18 protein-coding genes and 2 pseudogenes are annotated in these 17,386 nt (G+C 69.3%); 9 read left to right on the top strand and 11 right to left on the bottom strand.

From position 1 onward, the window contains the following. Positions 1–69: 69 nt before the first annotated feature. From QNO03_RS12275 to QNO03_RS12245, 7 genes are all read left to right on the top strand, one after another. Positions 70–603, top strand: coding sequence for a D-glycero-alpha-D-manno-heptose-1,7-bisphosphate 7-phosphatase (locus QNO03_RS12275; RefSeq protein WP_289603480.1), 534 nt, complete (start codon positions 70–72; stop codon positions 601–603). Next, positions 600–1,661 carry a glycosyltransferase family 9 protein gene (locus tag QNO03_RS12270; protein WP_289603703.1) on the top strand — a complete coding sequence of 354 codons (1,062 nt, stop codon included), beginning with the start codon at positions 600–602 and terminating at the stop codon, positions 1,659–1,661. Before QNO03_RS12275 ends, QNO03_RS12270 begins: the two co-directional genes overlap by 4 nt. Continuing rightward, the gene (locus QNO03_RS12265) at positions 1,658–2,692 is read left to right on the top strand and encodes a glycosyltransferase (protein WP_289603479.1); all 1,035 of its coding nucleotides are present in this window, start codon (positions 1,658–1,660) and stop codon (positions 2,690–2,692) included. Before QNO03_RS12270 ends, QNO03_RS12265 begins: the two co-directional genes overlap by 4 nt. Next, a complete protein-coding gene (locus QNO03_RS12260) occupies positions 2,689–3,942 on the top strand; it encodes a glycosyltransferase (RefSeq protein ID WP_229946059.1) in 1,254 nt (417 codons plus the stop codon). Before QNO03_RS12265 ends, QNO03_RS12260 begins: the two co-directional genes overlap by 4 nt. Further along, positions 3,939–4,598 carry a D-sedoheptulose-7-phosphate isomerase gene (locus QNO03_RS12255; protein WP_502874585.1) on the top strand — a complete coding sequence of 220 codons (660 nt, stop codon included), beginning with the start codon at positions 3,939–3,941 and terminating at the stop codon, positions 4,596–4,598. Before QNO03_RS12260 ends, QNO03_RS12255 begins: the two co-directional genes overlap by 4 nt. Beyond that, complete coding sequence (locus tag QNO03_RS12250) at positions 4,595–5,959, top strand: PfkB family carbohydrate kinase (RefSeq protein WP_289603478.1); 1,365 nt, start codon at positions 4,595–4,597, stop codon at positions 5,957–5,959. Before QNO03_RS12255 ends, QNO03_RS12250 begins: the two co-directional genes overlap by 4 nt. A gap of 140 nt (positions 5,960–6,099) precedes the next feature. Beyond that, on the top strand, positions 6,100–6,804 hold the full coding sequence (locus QNO03_RS12245; protein ID WP_502874590.1) for an SDR family oxidoreductase: 705 nt from the start codon (positions 6,100–6,102) through the stop codon (positions 6,802–6,804). Positions 6,805–6,844: 40 nt separating this feature from the next. Here the strand turns inward: QNO03_RS12245 and QNO03_RS12240 are convergent, their stop codons facing one another. Next, on the bottom strand, positions 6,845–7,777 hold the full coding sequence (locus tag QNO03_RS12240) for a DMT family transporter (protein WP_289603476.1): 933 nt from the start codon (positions 7,775–7,777) through the stop codon (positions 6,845–6,847). On the opposite strand from QNO03_RS12240, the gene QNO03_RS12235 reads away from it, so the two are divergent. After that, complete coding sequence (locus QNO03_RS12235; RefSeq protein WP_289603475.1) at positions 7,776–9,191, top strand: aminotransferase-like domain-containing protein; 1,416 nt, start codon at positions 7,776–7,778, stop codon at positions 9,189–9,191. The genes QNO03_RS12240 and QNO03_RS12235 overlap by 2 nt on opposite strands. A gap of 111 nt (positions 9,192–9,302) precedes the next feature. On the opposite strand, the pseudogene QNO03_RS12230 reads toward QNO03_RS12235, so the two are convergent. The 5 genes and pseudogenes from QNO03_RS12230 to gap form a co-directional block, all read right to left on the bottom strand. Then, a pseudogene (locus QNO03_RS12230) lies at positions 9,303–9,509 on the bottom strand (helix-turn-helix domain-containing protein); the annotation flags it as partial. Then, complete coding sequence (locus QNO03_RS12225) at positions 9,509–10,000, bottom strand: DUF2975 domain-containing protein (RefSeq protein ID WP_289603473.1); 492 nt, start codon at positions 9,998–10,000, stop codon at positions 9,509–9,511. The gene QNO03_RS12225 and the pseudogene QNO03_RS12230, both read right to left, overlap by 1 nt. An 88-nt stretch (positions 10,001–10,088) precedes the next feature. Further along, positions 10,089–11,138: a CU044_5270 family protein gene (locus tag QNO03_RS12220; RefSeq protein ID WP_289603472.1), complete on the bottom strand. Its 1,050-nt coding sequence runs from the start codon at positions 11,136–11,138 to the stop codon at positions 10,089–10,091. Further along, positions 11,104–11,700, bottom strand: a complete 597-nt coding sequence (locus QNO03_RS12215) for an RNA polymerase sigma factor (protein ID WP_289603471.1) — start codon at positions 11,698–11,700, stop codon at positions 11,104–11,106. The genes QNO03_RS12220 and QNO03_RS12215 overlap by 35 nt, the downstream gene beginning before the upstream one ends. Before the next feature lie 154 nt (positions 11,701–11,854). Next, positions 11,855–12,862, bottom strand: coding sequence for a type I glyceraldehyde-3-phosphate dehydrogenase (gene gap / locus QNO03_RS12210; protein ID WP_229946034.1), 1,008 nt, complete (start codon positions 12,860–12,862; stop codon positions 11,855–11,857). 98 nt (positions 12,863–12,960) lie between these two features. On the opposite strand from gap, the gene QNO03_RS12205 reads away from it, so the two are divergent. Further along, positions 12,961–14,166, top strand: coding sequence for an ROK family protein (locus QNO03_RS12205; RefSeq protein ID WP_229946032.1), 1,206 nt, complete (start codon positions 12,961–12,963; stop codon positions 14,164–14,166). Between the two features lie 7 nt (positions 14,167–14,173). On the opposite strand, the gene QNO03_RS12200 is transcribed toward QNO03_RS12205, so the two are convergent. From QNO03_RS12200 to QNO03_RS12180, 5 genes and pseudogenes are all read right to left on the bottom strand, one after another. Further along, entirely contained in the window at positions 14,174–14,584 is a 411-nt protein-coding gene (locus QNO03_RS12200) for a VOC family protein (RefSeq protein ID WP_229946030.1), read from the bottom strand. Between the two features lie 5 nt (positions 14,585–14,589). Continuing rightward, positions 14,590–14,962, bottom strand: a pseudogene (locus tag QNO03_RS12195) (helix-turn-helix transcriptional regulator). Between the two features lie 256 nt (positions 14,963–15,218). After that, complete coding sequence (locus tag QNO03_RS12190) at positions 15,219–15,671, bottom strand: hypothetical protein (protein ID WP_289603470.1); 453 nt, start codon at positions 15,669–15,671, stop codon at positions 15,219–15,221. Positions 15,672–15,843: 172 nt separating this feature from the next. After that, positions 15,844–16,071, bottom strand: a complete 228-nt coding sequence (locus QNO03_RS12185) for a hexameric tyrosine-coordinated heme protein (RefSeq protein ID WP_289603469.1) — start codon at positions 16,069–16,071, stop codon at positions 15,844–15,846. Positions 16,072–16,150: 79 nt separating this feature from the next. Then, the gene (locus QNO03_RS12180; protein ID WP_289603468.1) at positions 16,151–17,344 is read right to left on the bottom strand and encodes a glycosyltransferase family 9 protein; all 1,194 of its coding nucleotides are present in this window, start codon (positions 17,342–17,344) and stop codon (positions 16,151–16,153) included. Positions 17,345–17,386: the final 42 nt, after the last annotated feature.

Below are 17,386 nucleotides of genomic sequence, written 5' to 3'. Positions count from 1 at the left end.
CAGTGCACCCTGTCCAAGAAGTGGCCCGCGGGATGTTTAGCTCCCCTTCCGGAGGGGAACAGATGCGGTATGGGATTTTTGCCGTCACCGCCGCGTGCCGTCCTGTTCGACCGGGACGGCACGCTGGTTGTTGACGTGCCCTACAACGCTGACCCGGCCCTGGTGCAGCCCTTGCCCGGCGCCGCCGAAGTGCTGGACCGGCTGCGGCGGCAGGGCGTCCGCGTTGGAGTGGTCACCAACCAGTCCGGCATTGGCCGGGGAATGCTGACCGCTGCCCAGGTGGAGAGGGTCAACGCCGCAGTCGAGAACCTGCTGGGTCCCTTCGATGTCTGGGAACTCTGCCCGCACGCCCCCGGATACGGGTGTATCTGCCGCAAGCCCCGTCCCGGCATGGTGCTGCGGGCCGCCAGGCGCCTCGGGCTCGATCCGGTCGAGGTCGCAGTAATCGGAGACATTGGCGCCGACATGCGGGCCGCCGCAGCCGCCGGTTCGCGCGGTGTGCTGGTTCCCACAGCGGTGACCCGTGCCGAGGAAACCGCCGCTGCGCCGCTCGTGGCCAGTGACCTGGCCGGCGCGGTGGAGCTGCTGTGGGGCAGCAGATGACCCGCCGCGTGCTGGTGGCACGGCTCGACGGCGCCGGCGACGTCCTCCTGGCCGGGCCCACTGTCCGGGCCGTGGCTGCGGCGCCCGACGTCGAGGTAATGCTGCTGTGTGGTCCGCAGGGTGCGGCCGCCGGCCGGCTGCTGCCCGGGGTGTCCCGGGTGCTGGAGTGGTCCTGTCCCTGGATCCTGAACCCCTCACCGGAACCGTCCCGGGACCTGCTGCAGGCGCTTCGGGAGGTGGTCCGTGCTGCCCGGGCCGACGAAGCGGTCATCCTTACGTCCTTCCACCAGTCGCCGCTGCCCCTGGCGCTGCTGCTTCGCGAGGCGGGGGTCTCCACCATCACTGGGGCGTCCACGGATTACGCCGGGGCCCTGCTGACCTGCCGGCTGAAACCCGGGGAGGACTTCCCGGAAGACCAGCCGGAGGCGGAACGGGCACTGCGGATCGCAGCCGCCGCGGGTTTCCGGCTTCCGGCCGGCGACGACGGCAGGCTGCGGCTGGGTCCGCTGCCGGACATTTCCCATCTGGTGGGCAGCGGACCCTATGTCGTGGTGCATCCAGGTGCGGCGGTACCCGCGCGTGCCTGGCCCGCGCTGCACCATGCCGCCGCCGTCGAACTGCTCACGGCTGCCGGATACCGCGTAGTGGTCACCGGCGGACCGGGCGAGAAGGAACTGACCGCCACGGTCGCCGCCGTGGCCGGGCTGGACCTGGGCGGACGTACCGATCTGGCGGGGCTGGCCTCCGTCCTGGCGGGAGCCGACGCGGTGGTGGTCGGCAATACCGGCCCCGCCCATCTCGCCGCCGCAGTGGGAACCCCGGTGGTCAGCCTCTTCGCCCCGGTGGTCCCCGCCATCCGCTGGGCGCCCTACCGGGTTCCACTGGAACTGCTGGGGAACCAGGGCGCCCCCTGCGGCGGGACCCGGTCCCGGACCTGTCCGGTTCCGGGACATCCCTGCCTGTCCGGCGTCACGCCTCAACAAGTGGTGGACGCGGTACAGCGGCTGGTCACCGGCGTTCCATCCCTGCAGACGCACCGTGAAATGAGGCACCGATGAAGATCCTGCTGTGGCATGTCCACGGCGGCTGGATGGAGGCATTCATCCGCGGCGCCCACCAGTATCTGCTGCCGGCCACCCCCGCCCGGGATGCCTGGGGGCTGGGGCGCGGCGGCAGGCCCTGGCCCGGGTCCGCCGTCGAGGTGGCGCCGGAGGCGCTGCGGGAACAGCAGATCGACGCCGTAGTGCTGCAGCGCCCCACGGAAATCGAGGCCTGTACCCGCCTGCTCGGCCGCCGGCCGGGCCGCGACCTTCCCGCCGTCTACCTGGAGCACAACACCCCGCGCGGCAACGTGCCCTCCACCCGGCATCCGCTGGCCGGGCAGACGGAGATCCCGATCGTGCACGTCACGCAGTTCAACCGCCTGTTCTGGGACAACGGAGCGGCTCCGGTGCGGGTGATCGAACACGGCATCCCCGATCCCGGCTACCTCTACACCGGGGAACGCCCGCATCTGGGGGTGGCCGTGAACGAGCCGGTCCGCCGCGGCCGGGTGGCCGGAACGGATTTACTGCCCGGCTTCGCCCGGGCTGCTCCGCTGGAGGTCTTCGGCCTCGGGACAGAACTATTGCCGGATTCCCTGCACCTCGGGAGTGGACGGGTGCTGGTCCGCGGCGACCTCCCCGTTGCCCGGCTGCACCGGGAACTGGCCGGCTGCCGGGCCTATCTGCACCCGATGCGGTGGACCTCGCTGGGACTGTCCCTGCTCGAGGCCATGCACCTGGGCCTGCCCGTCCTGGCCCTGGCCGCCACCGAAGCGGTCCGGGCCATCCCGCCCGGGGCCGGGGTGGTCAGCAACGATCCCGAGGAGCTGCTCCAGGCCGCTCGGATGTTCTTGGCGGATCCGGAGCAGGCGCGGACCTGCGGCCGCGCCGCACGGGCGGCTGCCCTGGCTCGATACGGGCTGGAGCGGTTCCTGGCCGACTGGGACGGACTCCTCGCAGACCTGCTCACAGAGACGGATTCCGCCGCGCCGTTGGCTGCGGCGGCAGGAGCCACACCGGCATCGACAGGAGGGGGACAACAGTGAGAATTTCAATGGTGTCCGAACACGCAAGTCCGCTGGCTGCGCTGGGCGGGGTGGATGCCGGCGGGCAGAACGTGCATGTGGCCGCACTCTCCGTGGCGTTGGCCGCCCGCGGCCACACGGTCCAGGTGTACACCCGGCGGGATGATCCCGGATTGCCGGACCGGGTGCAGGTCCAGGACGGGCTGGAAGTCGTCCATGTCACCGCCGGGCCGGCACTTCCGCTGCCCAAGGATGACCTGCTGCCCTACATGGGGCAGCTGGCCGACGGCGTTGTGGCCGACTGGGGTGCCGAACCGCCCGACGTCGTGCATTCGCATTTCTGGATGTCCGGCCTTGCGGCGCTCGAGGCGGCCAATGCAGCGGAGGGCGGCGTGCCGGTGGTCCACACCTTCCACGCCCTGGGCACCGTGAAGAAACGGCACCAGGGTGCCGAGGACACCTCCCCGCCGGAGCGGACCTGGCTGGAGCCCTCCGTGGGCCGCCGCGCGGACCGGGTGCTGGCCACCTGTTCGGACGAGGTCTTCGAGCTCAAGGCGATCGGAGTGCCGGGCAACCGGATTTCCGTTGCCCCCTGCGGTGTGGACCTGTCCCTCTTCGCGTCCGAGGGACCCGCGGAGCCGCGCCGGCGGCGGCACCGGATTGCCGCGGTCGGGCGCCTGGTGCCGCGCAAGGGTGTGGACCTGGCCATCCAGGCCCTGGCCCTGCTGCGGGATGAGGGCCTCGACGACGTCGAACTGCTGATTGTGGGGGGCTCCAGCGACTGCGCCGGGCTGGAATCGGATCCGGAGGCGCGGAGGTTGCTGGATCTTGCCCGGTCCCTGGGGGTCGAGGACCGGGTGCTGCTGCGCGGACAGGTGCCGCGTGAACAAATGCCGGCTGTGCTGCGCAGTGCGGATGCCGTGGTGTGCGCGCCTTGGTATGAGCCCTTCGGCATCGTGCCGCTGGAGGCGATGGCGTGCGCGGTACCCGTGGTGGCCTCCGCGGTGGGCGGGCTGATCGATACCGTAGTCCACGGCAAGACCGGCCTGCATGTGCCGCCCCGGGACCCGGCGGCCCTGGCCGCGGCACTCTCTGAGCTGCTGCAGAATCCGCGCTACGCCCGGAGGCTGGGTGCTGCGGGCCGGCAGCGCGCCGCCGCCCGCTATTCCTGGGACCGGGTGGCGCTGGATACGGAGAAGGCGTATCAGCTTGCCCTGGGCACGGCGGCCCGGCCGGTCCGGCTGCAGCCGCTGGGAGGGAAGGCACTGTGAGCATCGAATCGCCGATCACCCCGGCGCCGGCATCCTTCGCGGGTGCGGGTGCGGGTGCGGGTGCGGGTGCGGAGCAGGCGGTGCTGGACCATCTGGCCGCCGCGCAGCCCGCGCTGCTCTCCGTCCAGCGGCAGGCACGGCACCTCACGGAGTGGGGCATCGAGCTGGCGGCCCGCCTGCTGGCAGGGCACCGGCTGCTGTGCGCTGGAAACGGCGGTTCCGCCGCGGAAGCGCAGCATCTAAGTGCGGAACTGGTAGGCCGGTTCGACGGGGAGCGGCGCCCGTTTTCCGCCCTTGCCCTGCATGCGGAAACCTCCGCGGTCACCGCGATCGCCAATGACTACGGATTCGAGCAGCTCTACGCCCGGCAGGTGCAGGGCCACGGCAGGCCGGGCGACGTCCTGATCCTCTTCTCCACCAGCGGTGCCAGCCCCAACCTGCTGGCCGCGGTGAGGGCCGCGCACGGTGCGGGGCTGCGCACGTGGGCACTGACCGGGCGGGCCCCGAATCCGCTCGCGGCGGCGTGCCAGGACTTCATTGCCATCGACGCGCCGGCGGCGAACGCGCAGGAGGCCCACCTGGTCGCCCTGCATGCCCTCTGCCGGTCCTTCGACGCCGAGATCGCGCGGTGCACAGAGGCAGGAGGAACTCCGTGAAGTCGATAGTTGTGGTGGGTGATGTCCTGCTGGACACAGACATTTCCGGCTCGGCGCAGCGCCTGTCCCCGGACGCTCCTGTGCCCGTGGTGGAGGTGGACGACGTCGGACGCCGGGCGGGAGGAGCCGGCCTGGTTGCGCGCATGCTGGAACGGGACGGGCGGCAGGTCCAGCTGGTGACGGTGTTGTCCGACGACGACGCGTCCGGGCTGCTGCGCACAGCGCTGGCCGGCATCCCCCTGGTCGAGGGTCCGTCAAACGCCCCCACCCCGGTGAAGACCCGGATCCGGGCCGGCACCCATGCCGTGGTCCGCTTCGATTCCGGCTGCTCCCCCGCCCCGGTTCCCGGGGTTACTCCACAGATGCTCGCCGCCGTCGCCGGAGCCGATGCGGTGGTGGTGGCCGACTACGGACGGGGCCTGACCGCCAACCCGCTGCTCCGGGAGCTGCTGGCGGTCCTGGCCGCACGCATTCCGGTGGTCTGGGACCCGCATCCTGCGGGTACGGATCCGGTGCCCGGCGTCGCTGCCGTGACGCCGAACCTCGCCGAGGCCCTGCAGGCCGCGGGACTGGCGCCGGGCGGGGTTCCGGCCGCCCTGCACGCGGCGGAACGGCTGCTGGCCCGCTGGCAGAGCCAATCCGTAGTGCTCACCATGGGGGCACAGGGTGCGCTGGCACTGCCCGCGACGGGCCTGGCGCAGGTTCTTCCGGCCCCGAAGGTTTCCGTGGACGACACCTGCGGTGCCGGGGACAGGTTCGCCGCTTCCCTCACCGCCCGGCTGCTCGACGGCGCCGGGCTGGAGGCTGCCGCCGAAGGCGCGGTGCAGGCCGCGGCGTCCTTCCTGGCCGCAGGGGGCGTGGCCAGCCTCGAAACGGAGGCACCGCTGCAGATGCCGGGTTCCGGAGCGCCGGACGCCATGGAAACGGCGGCGCGGGTCCGGGAACGCGGGGGAACCGTGGTGGCCACCGGCGGCTGCTTCGACCTGCTGCACGCCGGACATGCCCGCACGCTGCTTGCCGCCAGAGGACTGGGCGACTGCCTGATCGTCTGCCTGAACTCGGATGATTCGGTCCGGCGGCTCAAGGGTGAGCACCGTCCGATCATCGGTGCCGGGGACCGGGCCGAACTGCTGCAGTCCCTGGAATGCGTGGACGGAGTGCTGGTCTTCGAGGAGGACACTCCCACCGCGGTGCTGGACCGGCTGCGGCCGGACATCTGGGTAAAGGGCGGCGACTACCGCGAAGACCAGCTCCCCGAAGCCGCGTTAATCCGTTCCTGGGGCGGGGAAACCGTCACCGTCCCGTTCCATCCGGCCCGGTCCACCACGGCCCTGGCCTCCGCACTGGCGAAGGTCGGGTGACCGGCACCATCCCCGGTTTCCACCGCCACGCCGTTCCGCCGAAAGGAATTCCCATGAGCCTGTCCCCAGCGGCCCCCGCGCCGGCTTCCCTTCCGGATCCAGTGCCCGGTCCTGTCCCGGTCCCGGACCCCCTCATCCAAATACTCCCCCTTCCCGCGGTGTTCACCGGCCGGGTGCTGGTCACCGGCGGCGCCTCCGGGCTGGGTGCCGCCGTCGTCCAGGCGGTGACCGAGGCGGGCGGCAGCGTGGTGGTGCTGGACCGCGATATCAGCGCCGTCACGGAGGCGAAGGCCATACAGGTGGACGTGGCGGACCGGGCCCCCGTTGAAGCGGCCGTCCAGGAGGCGGCGCAGATCCTGGGCGGACTGGATGCCGTGGTGACCGCCGCCGGCATTGACCGCTGCGGGCGGCTGGAGGACGTGGCGGCGGAGGAATGGGAGAAGGTCATCGGGGTGAACCTGATGGGCACCGTCTCCGTGGTCCGGGCGGCGCTGCCTCATCTGCGGAAGAGCCACGGCCGGGTGGTCACGGTGGCCTCCTCGCTCGGCATCAAGGCGGTGTCCGATGCCACGGCGTACTGCGCCTCGAAGTTCGGGGTGATCGGGTTCAGCCGTGCCCTAGCGGCCGAGACCCGTGGCCAGCTGGGCGTCACCACCATGATTCCGGCCGGTATGAAGACCCGGTTCTTCGACGACCGCACCGAGCAGTACCGCCCGCAGGACGATTCGCGGCTGAACGATCCGGAGAACGTGGCCGCGGCGATCCTCTTTGTGCTGGGCCAGCCGAGGGGGTGCGAGGTCCGGGAAATGGTCATCTGCCACGAGGAGGAAGACTCCTGGCCGTAAGCCGGGCAATTACGGCCAGGGTGCGCAGTCCGGCGCCGGCCTAGCCGCGCATCTGCCGGCTCCGGGACCGGACCGCGACGGCGGCACACAGGATCACGGCCAAGCCGCCGACCGCCGTGGCATAGGTGAGCTGCTCGCGCAGGATCAGGGCCGCCCAGCAGATGGTCAGCACCGGCTGGACCAGCTGCACCTGGCTGACCTGCGCCATGGGGCCGATTCCCAGCCCGCGGTACCAGGCGAAAAAGCCCAGGAACATGCTCACCACGGCCAGATAGCCGAAGGCGCTCCACTCGGTGAGGCTTCCCGTGGGTGGCCGGCCGGCCACCGCCGCCAGGGTCAGGGCCAGCATCAGCGGAGACGCAAGGACCAGCGCCCACGAGATGGTCTGCCAGGCCCCCAGTTCCCGGGCCAGCAGGCCTCCTTCGGCGTAGCCGACCGCCCCCGCACCAACGGCGGCAAGCAGGAGGACATCGGAGAAGTGCAGGCCGCCAAGTCCCCCGCCCTGCAGCGCGGCAAACCCAACGGCCGCAGCGGTTCCGAGCCCGGCCATCAGCCAGAACATCCGGGGTGGACGTTCCTGCGTCCGCAGGACAGCGATGACAGCCGTTGCCGCCGGAAGGACGGCAATGACCACCGCGCTGTGGCCGGCCGGGGCAGTGGTCAGGGCAAAGGAGGTCAAGAGGGGGAACCCGGCGACGACGCCGCCGGCCACCAATGCCAGGCGTCCCCACTGCGCACCCCGTGGCAGGCGCTGCCGGGTGGCCGCGAGCGCGGCTGCGGAGAGGAGGGCGGCGATGACTGCCCGGCCCGCACCGATGAACAGCGGCGACATCCCGCCGTCCTGCACCGCAATGCGGGTGAAGGGGACAGTGAACGAGAAGGCCGCCACACCCAGCAGCCCCCAGCCGAGTCCGGCTCGGTTTAGGGATAGCAGCGGCGCAGGATCGAGAGTAGCGCTATTATCTGGCTTCATGGCCGATAGTAGCAGTGCACAACGGATCGTGGCAGGGCTGCGGACGTGGATTTTGACCGCCGCCCCGGGGGCGCAGCTGCCGTCGACGCGGACCCTGGTGGCGCAGTACGGCGCCAGTCCGGTCACGGTGCAAAAGGCGCTGCGCACCTTGGGTTCGCTGGGCCTGGTGGAGAGCCGTCCCGGCGCCGGAACCTTTGTGCGGGCCCGCAGCGCCACCCGCCCGCACGACTATGCCTGGCAGACTGCCGCGCTGGGCGCCCCGCGGAGCATCCCGCCGATGTCCGCTGCCCTGCGGGCCGTCCCCGACGACATGATCGCGCTGCACGCGGGGTATCCGGACCGGGACCTGCTCCCCTCCCGGCTGGTGCGGGCCGCATTCGCCCGTGCCGCGCGCAGCGAAGCCGCCCTTTCCCGCTCCCCCGCCGCGGGGCTGCCCGACCTTCGGGCCTGGTTCGCCGCGGAACTGGGTGAAGCCGCACCGTTCGGCGTCGCGCCGCCGGCTCCCGCCGACGTCGTCATCCTGCCGGGCAGCCAGAGCGGCCTCAGTACGGCGTTCCGCGCCCTCGTTGGCCCCGGCCAGCCCCTGCTGATGGAATCGCCCACCTACTGGGGCGCCATTCTCGCCGCCGCGCAGGCCGGGGTGCAGGTCATCCCCGTGCCCAGCGGCAGCCTCGGCCCGGACCCCGCTGAGGTGGCCCGCGCCTTCGAATCAACCGGTGCCCGGGCCTTCTATGCCCAGCCCACCTTCGCCAACCCGACCGGGGCCCAGTGGTCCCGTACACGGGCGGACCAGATCCTGGAGACGGTGCGACGGTACGGGGCCTTCCTGATCGAGGATGACTGGGCCCATGACTTCGGCATCGCCGGCACCCCGGAACCCCTGGCCGCCCGGGATGACAGCGGACACGTGGTGTACCTGCGCTCCCTCACGAAGAGTGTCTCCCCCTCGGTGCGGGTGGCGGGCATCATTGCCCGCGGCCCGGCCAGAGAGCGCCTGCTGGCGGATTTCCAGGCCTCATCGGTGTATGTCAGCGGCGTCCTGCAGGCCGCCGCGCTCGACGTCGTTACCCAGCCGGCGTGGCAGACGCACCTGCGTTCCCTCCGCGGCCAGCTGGGCACCCGGAGGGACCTGCTGGTGGACGCGCTGCAGGAGTATGCGCCGCTCGTCCAGCTGGACGCAGTGCCCCGGGGCGGCCTGAACCTCTGGGGGCGGCTGCCGGACGCCACCGACGTGACCCGCTTTGCCCGGGAGTGTGAAAACGCCGGCGTCCGGGTGGCCCCCGGCACCGAATGGTTTCCGGCGGAGCAGACCGGCGCCTACCTCCGGCTGAACTATTCCGGCCCCAACCCCGGGTCGTTCGCCGAGGGTGCCCGCATCATCGGGCAGACGCTGGAGCAGCACCGGCAGGACTGACCGCTACTGTGCGGCCCGCGAACCCGCCGAAGGCCCCGGCCCGGACTCCGGCACGCCGTCCGCCGCTGCGTCGGCGCCTGCGCCCGCATCGGCGTTGGCATCGGCGTCGGCGTCCTCCGGCTCCCACCGGAGGAGGTCCCCCGGCTGGCAGTCGAGCACCTCGCAAAGGGCGGCCAGGGTGGTGAAGCGGACGGCCTTGGCGCGGCCGTTCTTCAGGACCGCCAGGTTCGCCGGGGTGATCCCGATCCGTTCGGCCAGGGTTCCCACGGGCATTTTCCGCCGAGCGAGCATCACGTCGATGTCCACGATGATGGGCATCAGATCACCCCGCCGAGCTCGGTGCGCAGACGGGCGGCCTCTGCGGCGGTGGCGACGGCGGAGGCGAGCAGTGCGCGCATCACCAGGACGAGCAGGGCGCCGGCCGCAACGGTAATGCCCATGCCGCCGATCAGCAGGACGATGCCCGGTGCCACTTCCTCGCCGGGGGCCAGCACCGTGCCCAGCGCGAACAGCAGCAGGGCCGCGGCCGAGAGCGCACCGATGATGACATCCACGTAGCGGAAGGCCGCGGAGGAGAAGACGGTCCCCCGCCGCACCATGGTCAGCAGCCGCCAGACGCAGACCAGGCAGACCTGGAACGCCAGGATGCCGAGCACCACGATCACCAGGACCGGCACACGGACGGCTTCCGCGCCGGCTTCGGCGAGGTCAATACCGAACAGCGGCACCATCACGGCCTGCACAAACAGGGTGCCCAGCAGCACCAGCGCGAGGACGCTGCGTAACACCAGGATTGTTGCTTTTCCCATCATGGTCTCCCTGCGGAAGCACTGCGGCTATTGAAGGTCAATCAATACTTATCGACTATCGAGAGATTCCGCAAGGGTCTCCCCGGGCCTAGGGCGCCGAATCCACAACGGAGGTTGTGATTGCCGTCCACCTAGTCACGGTGCCCGCCGGGACCCCTTTGTCCTCCCTGAGCTGCACCTCCCGCTCGCCGATCATTTGGCCGGACTCCGGGTCGATGATGATTTCCATCCTGGTCCGGTAATTGCTGCTTTTCATTCCCAGGGAGACTCCGGTCCGCCCGTCCAACGTGGCCTCGCGGTCCACCACGGTCACCCCTGGGATCAGGGCAATAGCTTCGTAGAGCGCGGCACGCAGGTTAGCCGGAATCACACCTGTTCGCAGGATGTTTGAGGCCGCCGTGAAGGCTTCGGCATCCGTGTTCCATCCTCTGCCCTTTGTTTGCTCATAAATCATGTTCAGCAATTCGTCCGGGTTGAGGGGTGCGCTTTTAATCATCTCGTTCAGCGAAATATCGTTGAGGACCTGCCAGTCGAAGCCACCCCATTGCCCGCCGGGTGCACGCAATACTTCGCCGTCCATCGGCATTCCGAAGGCCCGCCTTTCCGCCATCCTCTCGGACGCCTGCCGCGAACCTTCGCCGAAGAACTGCACCGGTGCAATGGGCTCCGAGGTCCAGACCCATTCCCCGGTCCTATCCGCCGGCACATACATCTGCCGGTCCATACTGGCTAGCCAGCGGTAAGTGGCCTCTCCCGTCTGCCTGGGCTCGAACATCATTATCACGCCGGTGGTATTGATCTTCAGGTACTGGCCTGGCTGGACTACGGGATCAGACGTGTTGACCGCGGCTGTCGCGGCAGCGTCGAGCACCCGGTCCGCCTCCGCCGTCGCCCCCGGGCGTTCATCGGCTCCGACGACGTCGACCGCCACCAGCGTCGCGACGAGTGCCACAGCCGCGGCGGAGGCAAACAGAGTGCGGCGCCAGGGCCGCACGGGGTGCAGCACCGGTGCCGGGGTTTGATGTGCGGATTCATCCGCCGCCCTTTGCATCAGCTTCTCCCGCCCGGCGGCCAGGACGGCCGGGGTTACGGTTCCGGTGGTGTTACGCGTTGCGCGGAGCAGGTGCAGTTCGTCCATGATCACTGTCCATTTCGTCGAAAAGGGCAAAGCCGAGGTCGGCCCGGAGCCTACGCCGGGCGCGGTTGATGCGGGAGCGGACGGTGCCGATGGGCACGCCCGTTGCGGTGGCGATGCCGTCATAGGTCAGGTCCGCCCAGGCATAGAGCAGGATCGCTTCCCGGTCGATCGGGGTCAGCGCGTGCAGTGCCGCACCGATCCGGGACCGGTCGCCGTCGGCGTCGACCTCCGCGTCCACGTCGTCCAGCCCGTCGGCGGCATGTCCGCGGTCGCCGTTCCGGGCCAACGCCCGCAGCATGCGGGCTTCGGCGCGGTGATGCCGGCGCAGCAGATTCGTGGCGATGCCGAAGAGCCAGGGCCGTACGGCCTCGGACGGTCCTTCGAAGCCTGCCCTGCGTTCAAAGGCGATCAGGAAGGTTTCCGCCATCACGTCTTCGGCGGCAAAGTCACCGGCACGCCGGGCCGCGTACCGGTAGATGTCCGGTGCGTGCCGGTCATAGAGTTCCCCGAATATGGCAGGGCCGCTGCGCGACCGCTCCACAATCTCTTTGTCTGTCTTCACACCTTGTAATGCCCGCTCACCGGCAATGGTTCACGGATCCCCCGGATTTCTTTTCGACGGCTGCCCCTCTGGGCAACATGCACATTAAACGACGACGGCGCCGCCCGGACTCGCAGGGAGTCCGGCGCGGCGCCGTCGGGCGTGCTTCTTGAGACTAGAGCTTGGAAGCAACCAGTCCGGTCAGGTCGACCAGGCGGTTGGAGTAGCCCCACTCGTTGTCGTACCAGCCGACGATCTTGACCTGGTTGCCCATAACGCGGGTCAGGCCGGAGTCGAAGATGCAGGAGGACGGATCGCCCACGATGTCGGAGGAAACAATCGGATCCTCGGTGTACGTGAGGATGCCGGCCCAGCGCGGATCCTGTGCGGCCTTGGCGTAGGCGGCGTTGATCTCTTCGACCGTGGCTTCCTTTTCCAGCGTGACGGTCAGGTCAGTGACCGAGCCGGTGGGGACGGGAACGCGGATGGCGAAGCCGTCCAGCTTGCCCTTCAGCTCCGGCAGGACCAGGCCGATGGCCTTTGCGGCACCGGTGGAGGTCGGCACCATGTTCAGGGCAGCGGCACGGGCGCGGCGCAGGTCGCTGTGCGGGCCGTCCTGCAGGTTCTGGTCCGCCGTGTAGGCGTGCACGGTGGTCATGAGGCCCTTTTCGATGCCGAAGGCGTCGTTGAGGACCTTGGCCAGCGGGCCCAGGCAGTTGGTGGTGCAGGAGGCGTTCGAGATGACGTCGTGGTTCTCGGCGTCATAGTCGCCGTCGTTCACGCCCATAACCACGGTGAACGCGTCACCCTTGGCCGGAGCGGAGACCAGGACCTTCTTGGCACCGGCGGTGATGTGCTTGCGCGCATCGTCGGCGTTGGTGAAGAAGCCGGTGGATTCGATGACGATGTCCACATCGAGCTCGGCCCAGGGCAGGTTGGCCGGATCGCGCTCAGCGAAGACCTTGATGGTGGAGCCGCCGACAACCAGGTTGCCCTCTTCGACGGTGACCTTCTCGGCCAGGCGTCCGGCTACCGAGTCGTACTTGAGCAGGTGGGCCAGCTGGGCGGGATCGCCGAGGTCGTTGACCGCAACAACCTCAAAGCCTTCACCGTGCTGCAGGGCTGCCCGCAGGTAGTTGCGGCCGATCCGACCAAAACCGTTGATTCCGACGCGTACCGTCATGAGTGCCTCCTTGATGCAAACAAGTAAATTTAGGAACTAAATTTATTCTCTCCTATAATTATGCTGTTATTACCGCCACACGTCAAAAGGCCACTTCCATGGACGCCTCCGCAAACACCCCGCAGCTGCTGCGCCGCACCAACCTGCGCGCCGTGCTGGAGGTGCTCCGTGCCGCCCCGTCCGTCACGGGCACCGACCTGATCAACGCCACCGGCCTGACCCGGGCCACGGTGATTGCGGTCTGCGACGACCTGATTGCCCGCGGCTGGGCCCGCGAAACCGACTCCCCGCGCCTCGACCGGCAGAAAGGCCGGCCCGCCCGCCGGTTCGAGTTCAACGAAAGTGCCGGTTACGTCCTGGGGCTCGACGTCGGCATCGCCACCGTCCGTGTGCTGGCCGCGGACCTGGCGGGCGTCGTCGTGGGCGAATCAGAGGCGCGGTTCCCGCGTCACGGCGGGGAGCCGGAGCAACGACGCCGGGTAGTCACCGAGGCCGTTGACGCCGCGCTGGCGGACGCCGGGATTTCCTCTTCGGCGGTACTGTGCGCCGGGATGGGCATTGCCGCCCAGGTCACCGGGGCAGGCGTTATGGCCCCGGGGCAGGAGGTGGCGCCCATGTTTGATCTCGGGTTGAGTTCCACCTTCAGCGAGGCCCGGGGCTGGCCGCTGCTGGTGGAAAATGACGCCAAACTGGCAGCCCTCGCCGAACGCTGGCGCGGCGTTGGTGCCGGTGAGGACAATCTGGCGGTGATCCTGGCCGGCGAACGCCTGGGCAGCGGCATCATCGAGTCCGGCCGGCTGCTGCACGGCGCATCCGGCGGCACCGGGGCCATGGGCGTCCTGGATCTGGTTGCCGGGGTCGGCAACGAGGACGGCATCGCGAAGCTCGCGCGCCTCTGGGGCAGCGCCGCGTTGAAGGAGGGGCACAGCGGCAGGATCCGCGAACTCGTGGGGCCGGACACCAACCGCGCCTCGGCACGGCTGGTGTTCGAGGCTGCCGAGGCCGGGGATCCGGTGGCCGAGGAAATCCTGGGCCGGATCGCCCGGCGGATGGCCAGGGTACTGGCCCTGGTGTCCTCGTTCTTTGATCCCCGGCTTATCGTGATCGGCGGTGCGGTGGCGGCGTCGGCCACGGCCCTCCTGCCCGCCATGACGCAGGAACTGGACCGGTATGTGGCGAAGCCGCCCCGCGTTGCCGTCTCGAACCTGGGCACCATGCTCGTCCCCACCGGCGCCGTCCGCCTGGCCCTGGATTATGTGGAGACCCACCTCCTGGACCTGGTGCCCGAACCGCGCCGGGAGTAGGCGGAACCTACCGCAGTTCCTGGATGCGCAGCTGGTTCCCGGCCGGGTCCCGCAAAGCGCAGTCGCGGGCTCCCCAGTCCTGCTCCATGGGTTCCTGGATGACGTCCGCTCCCCCGGCGACGGCACGCTCGAAGGTCCCGTCCAGATCTGCGGTTGCCAGCAGCAGCCCGGCGTAGGTGCCCTTGGCCATCATTTCCCCGATGGTCCGGCGCTCGGCGTCGGTGATGCCCGGGTCAGCCGCAGGCGGCTGGAGGACAATGGACGTCCCGGGCTGGTCCGGCGGTCCCACGGTAATCCAGCGCATGTCCTGGTAGCCGACGTCGTTGCGGACCTCGAAGCCGAGCACATCCCGGTAAAACGCCAGCGAGGCGTCGGGGTCCGAGTGGGGAAGAAAAGCTGCATTGATGGAAATATTCATCGAACTCACCCTCTTTGGGGCGGCGGCAACCGCCCGTTCCTGATTGGTCGTTGCACTTTGCGGGTCACGCACCCAGGCAGGTCGAGCTCCTGCTGTGCGGCCCGCCGCCGGTAAGTCCCGGAGGTACGCCCACAAGCTCGGTAAAACGGGTACTGAAGGTGCCCAGCGACGAGCACCCCACCGCGAAGCACCCTCAGTGACACTGAGGGTGCTGCAGCGCAGCAGGGTCATGGCACGTTCAATGCGCCGGGTCATGAGATAGGAGTACGGCGATTCCCCGTATGCCAGCCGAAACTGGCGGCTGAGATGCCCGGCGGAAAGATGGACCCCGCGGGCGAGGGCTTCCACGTCCAGCGGCTTGTTAAACTCGCGGTCCATCCGGTCCCGCACCCGGCGCAGCCGGGCGAGGTCCGCCAACCGGCGGGAGGTGTCCAACGGCCGGCCGGATCCCTGCTCCCTGTCCGCAGTTGCTGATGCTGAAGCTGCGCCACTCATCGAATGCTTCCCTGCTGCTGTCCTGTCTGGTGTTCGACCTACGCTACCGACGGCCGGGGGAAGGCGCTTCTCGATTCCTGATCATTTTTGGCCCCTTTTGACCAAGGGCCGGGTGCCTCTGCACCCGGCCCTTAATCAACTACGCCTGGTCTGAACCATCCGCGGTTCCGTCGGCGGATTCCCGGTCCTCATCCGGCCCGCCGTCGTGATCGTCATGGTGGCCGCCGTCGTGGTGGCGGTCGTCGTCGGGTCCGCCGTGATCGTGGCGGCCGTCGGGTCCGTCCTCTGCATTTCCCTCGGCACCCTGGTCCCCGTCATTGGGTCCCTGGGCGTCCTGGTCCTGGTCCTTTTCGTCCTGGTCCTTCTGATCCTTCTGGTCCTGGTCTTTCTGGTCCTGGTCCTGGTCCTGGCCGTCGACCCGGCCCTCACCCTGCCCGGCATCCTGTTCCTGCGTTGTGGTGCCGGCCTGCTCAAGCTCATCGTTATCCCCTACAGCAGTACCCGCGAAGAAACTGGCAACCAGAAGCCCAATACCGGCAAGGGCACTACCGCCCCAGACGACGGCTTTCCTGGTTCCGCTCCGCATTCCCATAGTGGTGTTTCACCTCCGAATAAGTGGTTCACTGACAGTTCCATAGTCGAGCAGGAATCTTGGAGGATTCTTGGAAACCGCCGGAGGCAAGCAGGATGCGCCGCCGGTGCGGGCGCCGGTGCGGTCCCTACCCAGAGATATGCGTGGTGGCGTATATATTGATCTGGGCCCGTCACCTCCAGTAATTGTTGGCGGCGGCGACGGTAGCGAACTCCGTGGCAACAACGTGCGAGGCCGCGATAATACTGTCCGGATTGTTGGCATAGGCGTCGCGGATAATGTGCTCCACCTGTCCGTCCGGCTGGATCGCAAAGGCCGTTTGGAGCGCCAGGTTAATGGCCAGCTGGCGCCCTTCCTCCGGAGTTGCACATTTGAGTGAATTGTTCGGCACCAGTTCCATGGTCCGTCCTGTCCTCTAGTCGGCGGACGCGGGTGGATACACCCGTTCCCCTCAGTTTCACGCGACGGGATGCCTCCACTCAAGGACTCGCGGTGCATTTACCCCGGCCTACCCCGCTTTGCACCGCCAGCAGCTCCTCGACGTCGGCCCACACATCGCCCACCTGCACCCCCGCGACGAACGAGTCATCGTGTTCGCACCGCTCGGCCGTCCAGCCCACCTGCGTGACGTCCGCCTTGCAGACGGGGCACGCGGACACCCAGGCCATGTGCACACGGTGCGTGGCGCGGCCAATCGCCCCGGCATTGACCACATTGCCGAACCAGTAGATCCCCACCGTTGCCGTCCCGACGGCCTGCGCCAGGTGGCGCGGACCGCTGTCATTACCCACCATCACGGTGCTGGCCTGCAGCAGGGCCGCGAGCGTGCCAATGCCCAGTTCACCGGCCAGCGAGCGGACGGGTGCCCCGGGTCCGGCGGCTGCGAGTGCCAGGTCCGCGACCTCCTGCGCCAGGTCCCGGTCTGCGTCGTTCCCCACCACCACGACCTGGCAGCCCTGCGCGACGGCGAGTGCCGCCAGCTCTGCGAAGGACGACGCCGGCCACCGCCGCCGCGGATCGGTGGCCCCGGGGTGCAGGGTCAGCAGTTTCCCGTCCGGCTTCAGCAGTGCGGAAACGAAAGCCGCTTCTGCGGGGAGGACCGGCAGCTGCGCGTCCAGGCTGACGGGGGCGGCACCGGCAAGCCCGGCCACCTCCAGCGCGCGGAACACCTCATGCTGGTAGTAGATGTAGGGGATGCTCCGGTCCAACGCCGCGGCGTCGGGGGTGCGGGTCCCCACGGTGTGCCGGGCACCCAAGCCAAGCAGGAAGGGATTCGAATTCCGCCCGCCGCCGTGCACCTGCACGGCCAGGTCAAAGCGCTCCTGCCGCATCCTGGCCAGGAACTCCTCCACCACCCGCGGGTCCTCCGGTCCGGCGGCGATTCCGGGGGCCGCGGGCAACACCTCCACCCGGTGCACCGGTCCTGGCCGGTCAATCAAAAGGGCAGCGTGCAGGGCCGTTCCCAAGAGTGTGATGGAGGCGGCGGGATACGCGGCGGCAAGTGCCTCGATGGCGGGGAGCGCAAACATCAGGTCACCGAGGCCGCCGCCGCGGAGTACGGCGATCTTTTCCACCCCGGCAAAGCGAGGGGCCAGCGGGCCTACGCCGCGGGCCACTCCATCCCGCTGTCCCGGTGCGGGCCACGGCTGTCCTGAGGGGGGTGCCTGGGTCATTGCTGTCCTCCGGTCGCTGCCGCCGGTCCTGTAGCCCGCCAC

The organism is Arthrobacter sp. zg-Y877 (assembly GCF_030373105.1).
Lineage (GTDB): Bacteria > Actinomycetota > Actinomycetes > Actinomycetales > Micrococcaceae > Arthrobacter_B.
Note: the sequence above shows the minus strand (reverse complement) of the source record. Positions and strands in the feature narration are given on the sequence as shown.

What these genes read in the sequence shown, in the direction of transcription:
- QNO03_RS12275 (WP_289603480.1), top strand. Translation starts at nt 70, where the DNA reads ATGGGATTTTTGCCGTCACCGCCGCGTGCCGTCCTGTTCGACCGGGAC.
- QNO03_RS12270 (WP_289603703.1), top strand. Translation starts at nt 600, where the DNA reads ATGACCCGCCGCGTGCTGGTGGCACGGCTCGACGGCGCCGGCGACGTC.
- QNO03_RS12265 (WP_289603479.1), top strand. Translation starts at nt 1,658, where the DNA reads ATGAAGATCCTGCTGTGGCATGTCCACGGCGGCTGGATGGAGGCATTC.
- QNO03_RS12235 (WP_289603475.1), top strand. Translation starts at nt 7,776, where the DNA reads ATGGCCGATAGTAGCAGTGCACAACGGATCGTGGCAGGGCTGCGGACG.
- QNO03_RS12240 (WP_289603476.1), bottom strand. Translation starts at nt 7,777, where the DNA reads ATGAAGCCAGATAATAGCGCTACTCTCGATCCTGCGCCGCTGCTATCC.
- QNO03_RS12225 (WP_289603473.1), bottom strand. Translation starts at nt 10,000, where the DNA reads ATGGGAAAAGCAACAATCCTGGTGTTACGCAGCGTCCTCGCGCTGGTG.
- QNO03_RS12220 (WP_289603472.1), bottom strand. Translation starts at nt 11,138, where the DNA reads ATGGACGAACTGCACCTGCTCCGCGCAACGCGTAACACCACCGGAACC.
- gap (WP_229946034.1), bottom strand. Translation starts at nt 12,862, where the DNA reads ATGACGGTACGCGTCGGAATCAACGGTTTTGGTCGGATCGGCCGCAAC.
- QNO03_RS12205 (WP_229946032.1), top strand. Translation starts at nt 12,961, where the DNA reads ATGGACGCCTCCGCAAACACCCCGCAGCTGCTGCGCCGCACCAACCTG.
- QNO03_RS12200 (WP_229946030.1), bottom strand. Translation starts at nt 14,584, where the DNA reads ATGAATATTTCCATCAATGCAGCTTTTCTTCCCCACTCGGACCCCGAC.
- QNO03_RS12190 (WP_289603470.1), bottom strand. Translation starts at nt 15,671, where the DNA reads ATGGGAATGCGGAGCGGAACCAGGAAAGCCGTCGTCTGGGGCGGTAGT.
- QNO03_RS12185 (WP_289603469.1), bottom strand. Translation starts at nt 16,071, where the DNA reads ATGGAACTGGTGCCGAACAATTCACTCAAATGTGCAACTCCGGAGGAA.
- QNO03_RS12180 (WP_289603468.1), bottom strand. Translation starts at nt 17,344, where the DNA reads ATGACCCAGGCACCCCCCTCAGGACAGCCGTGGCCCGCACCGGGACAG.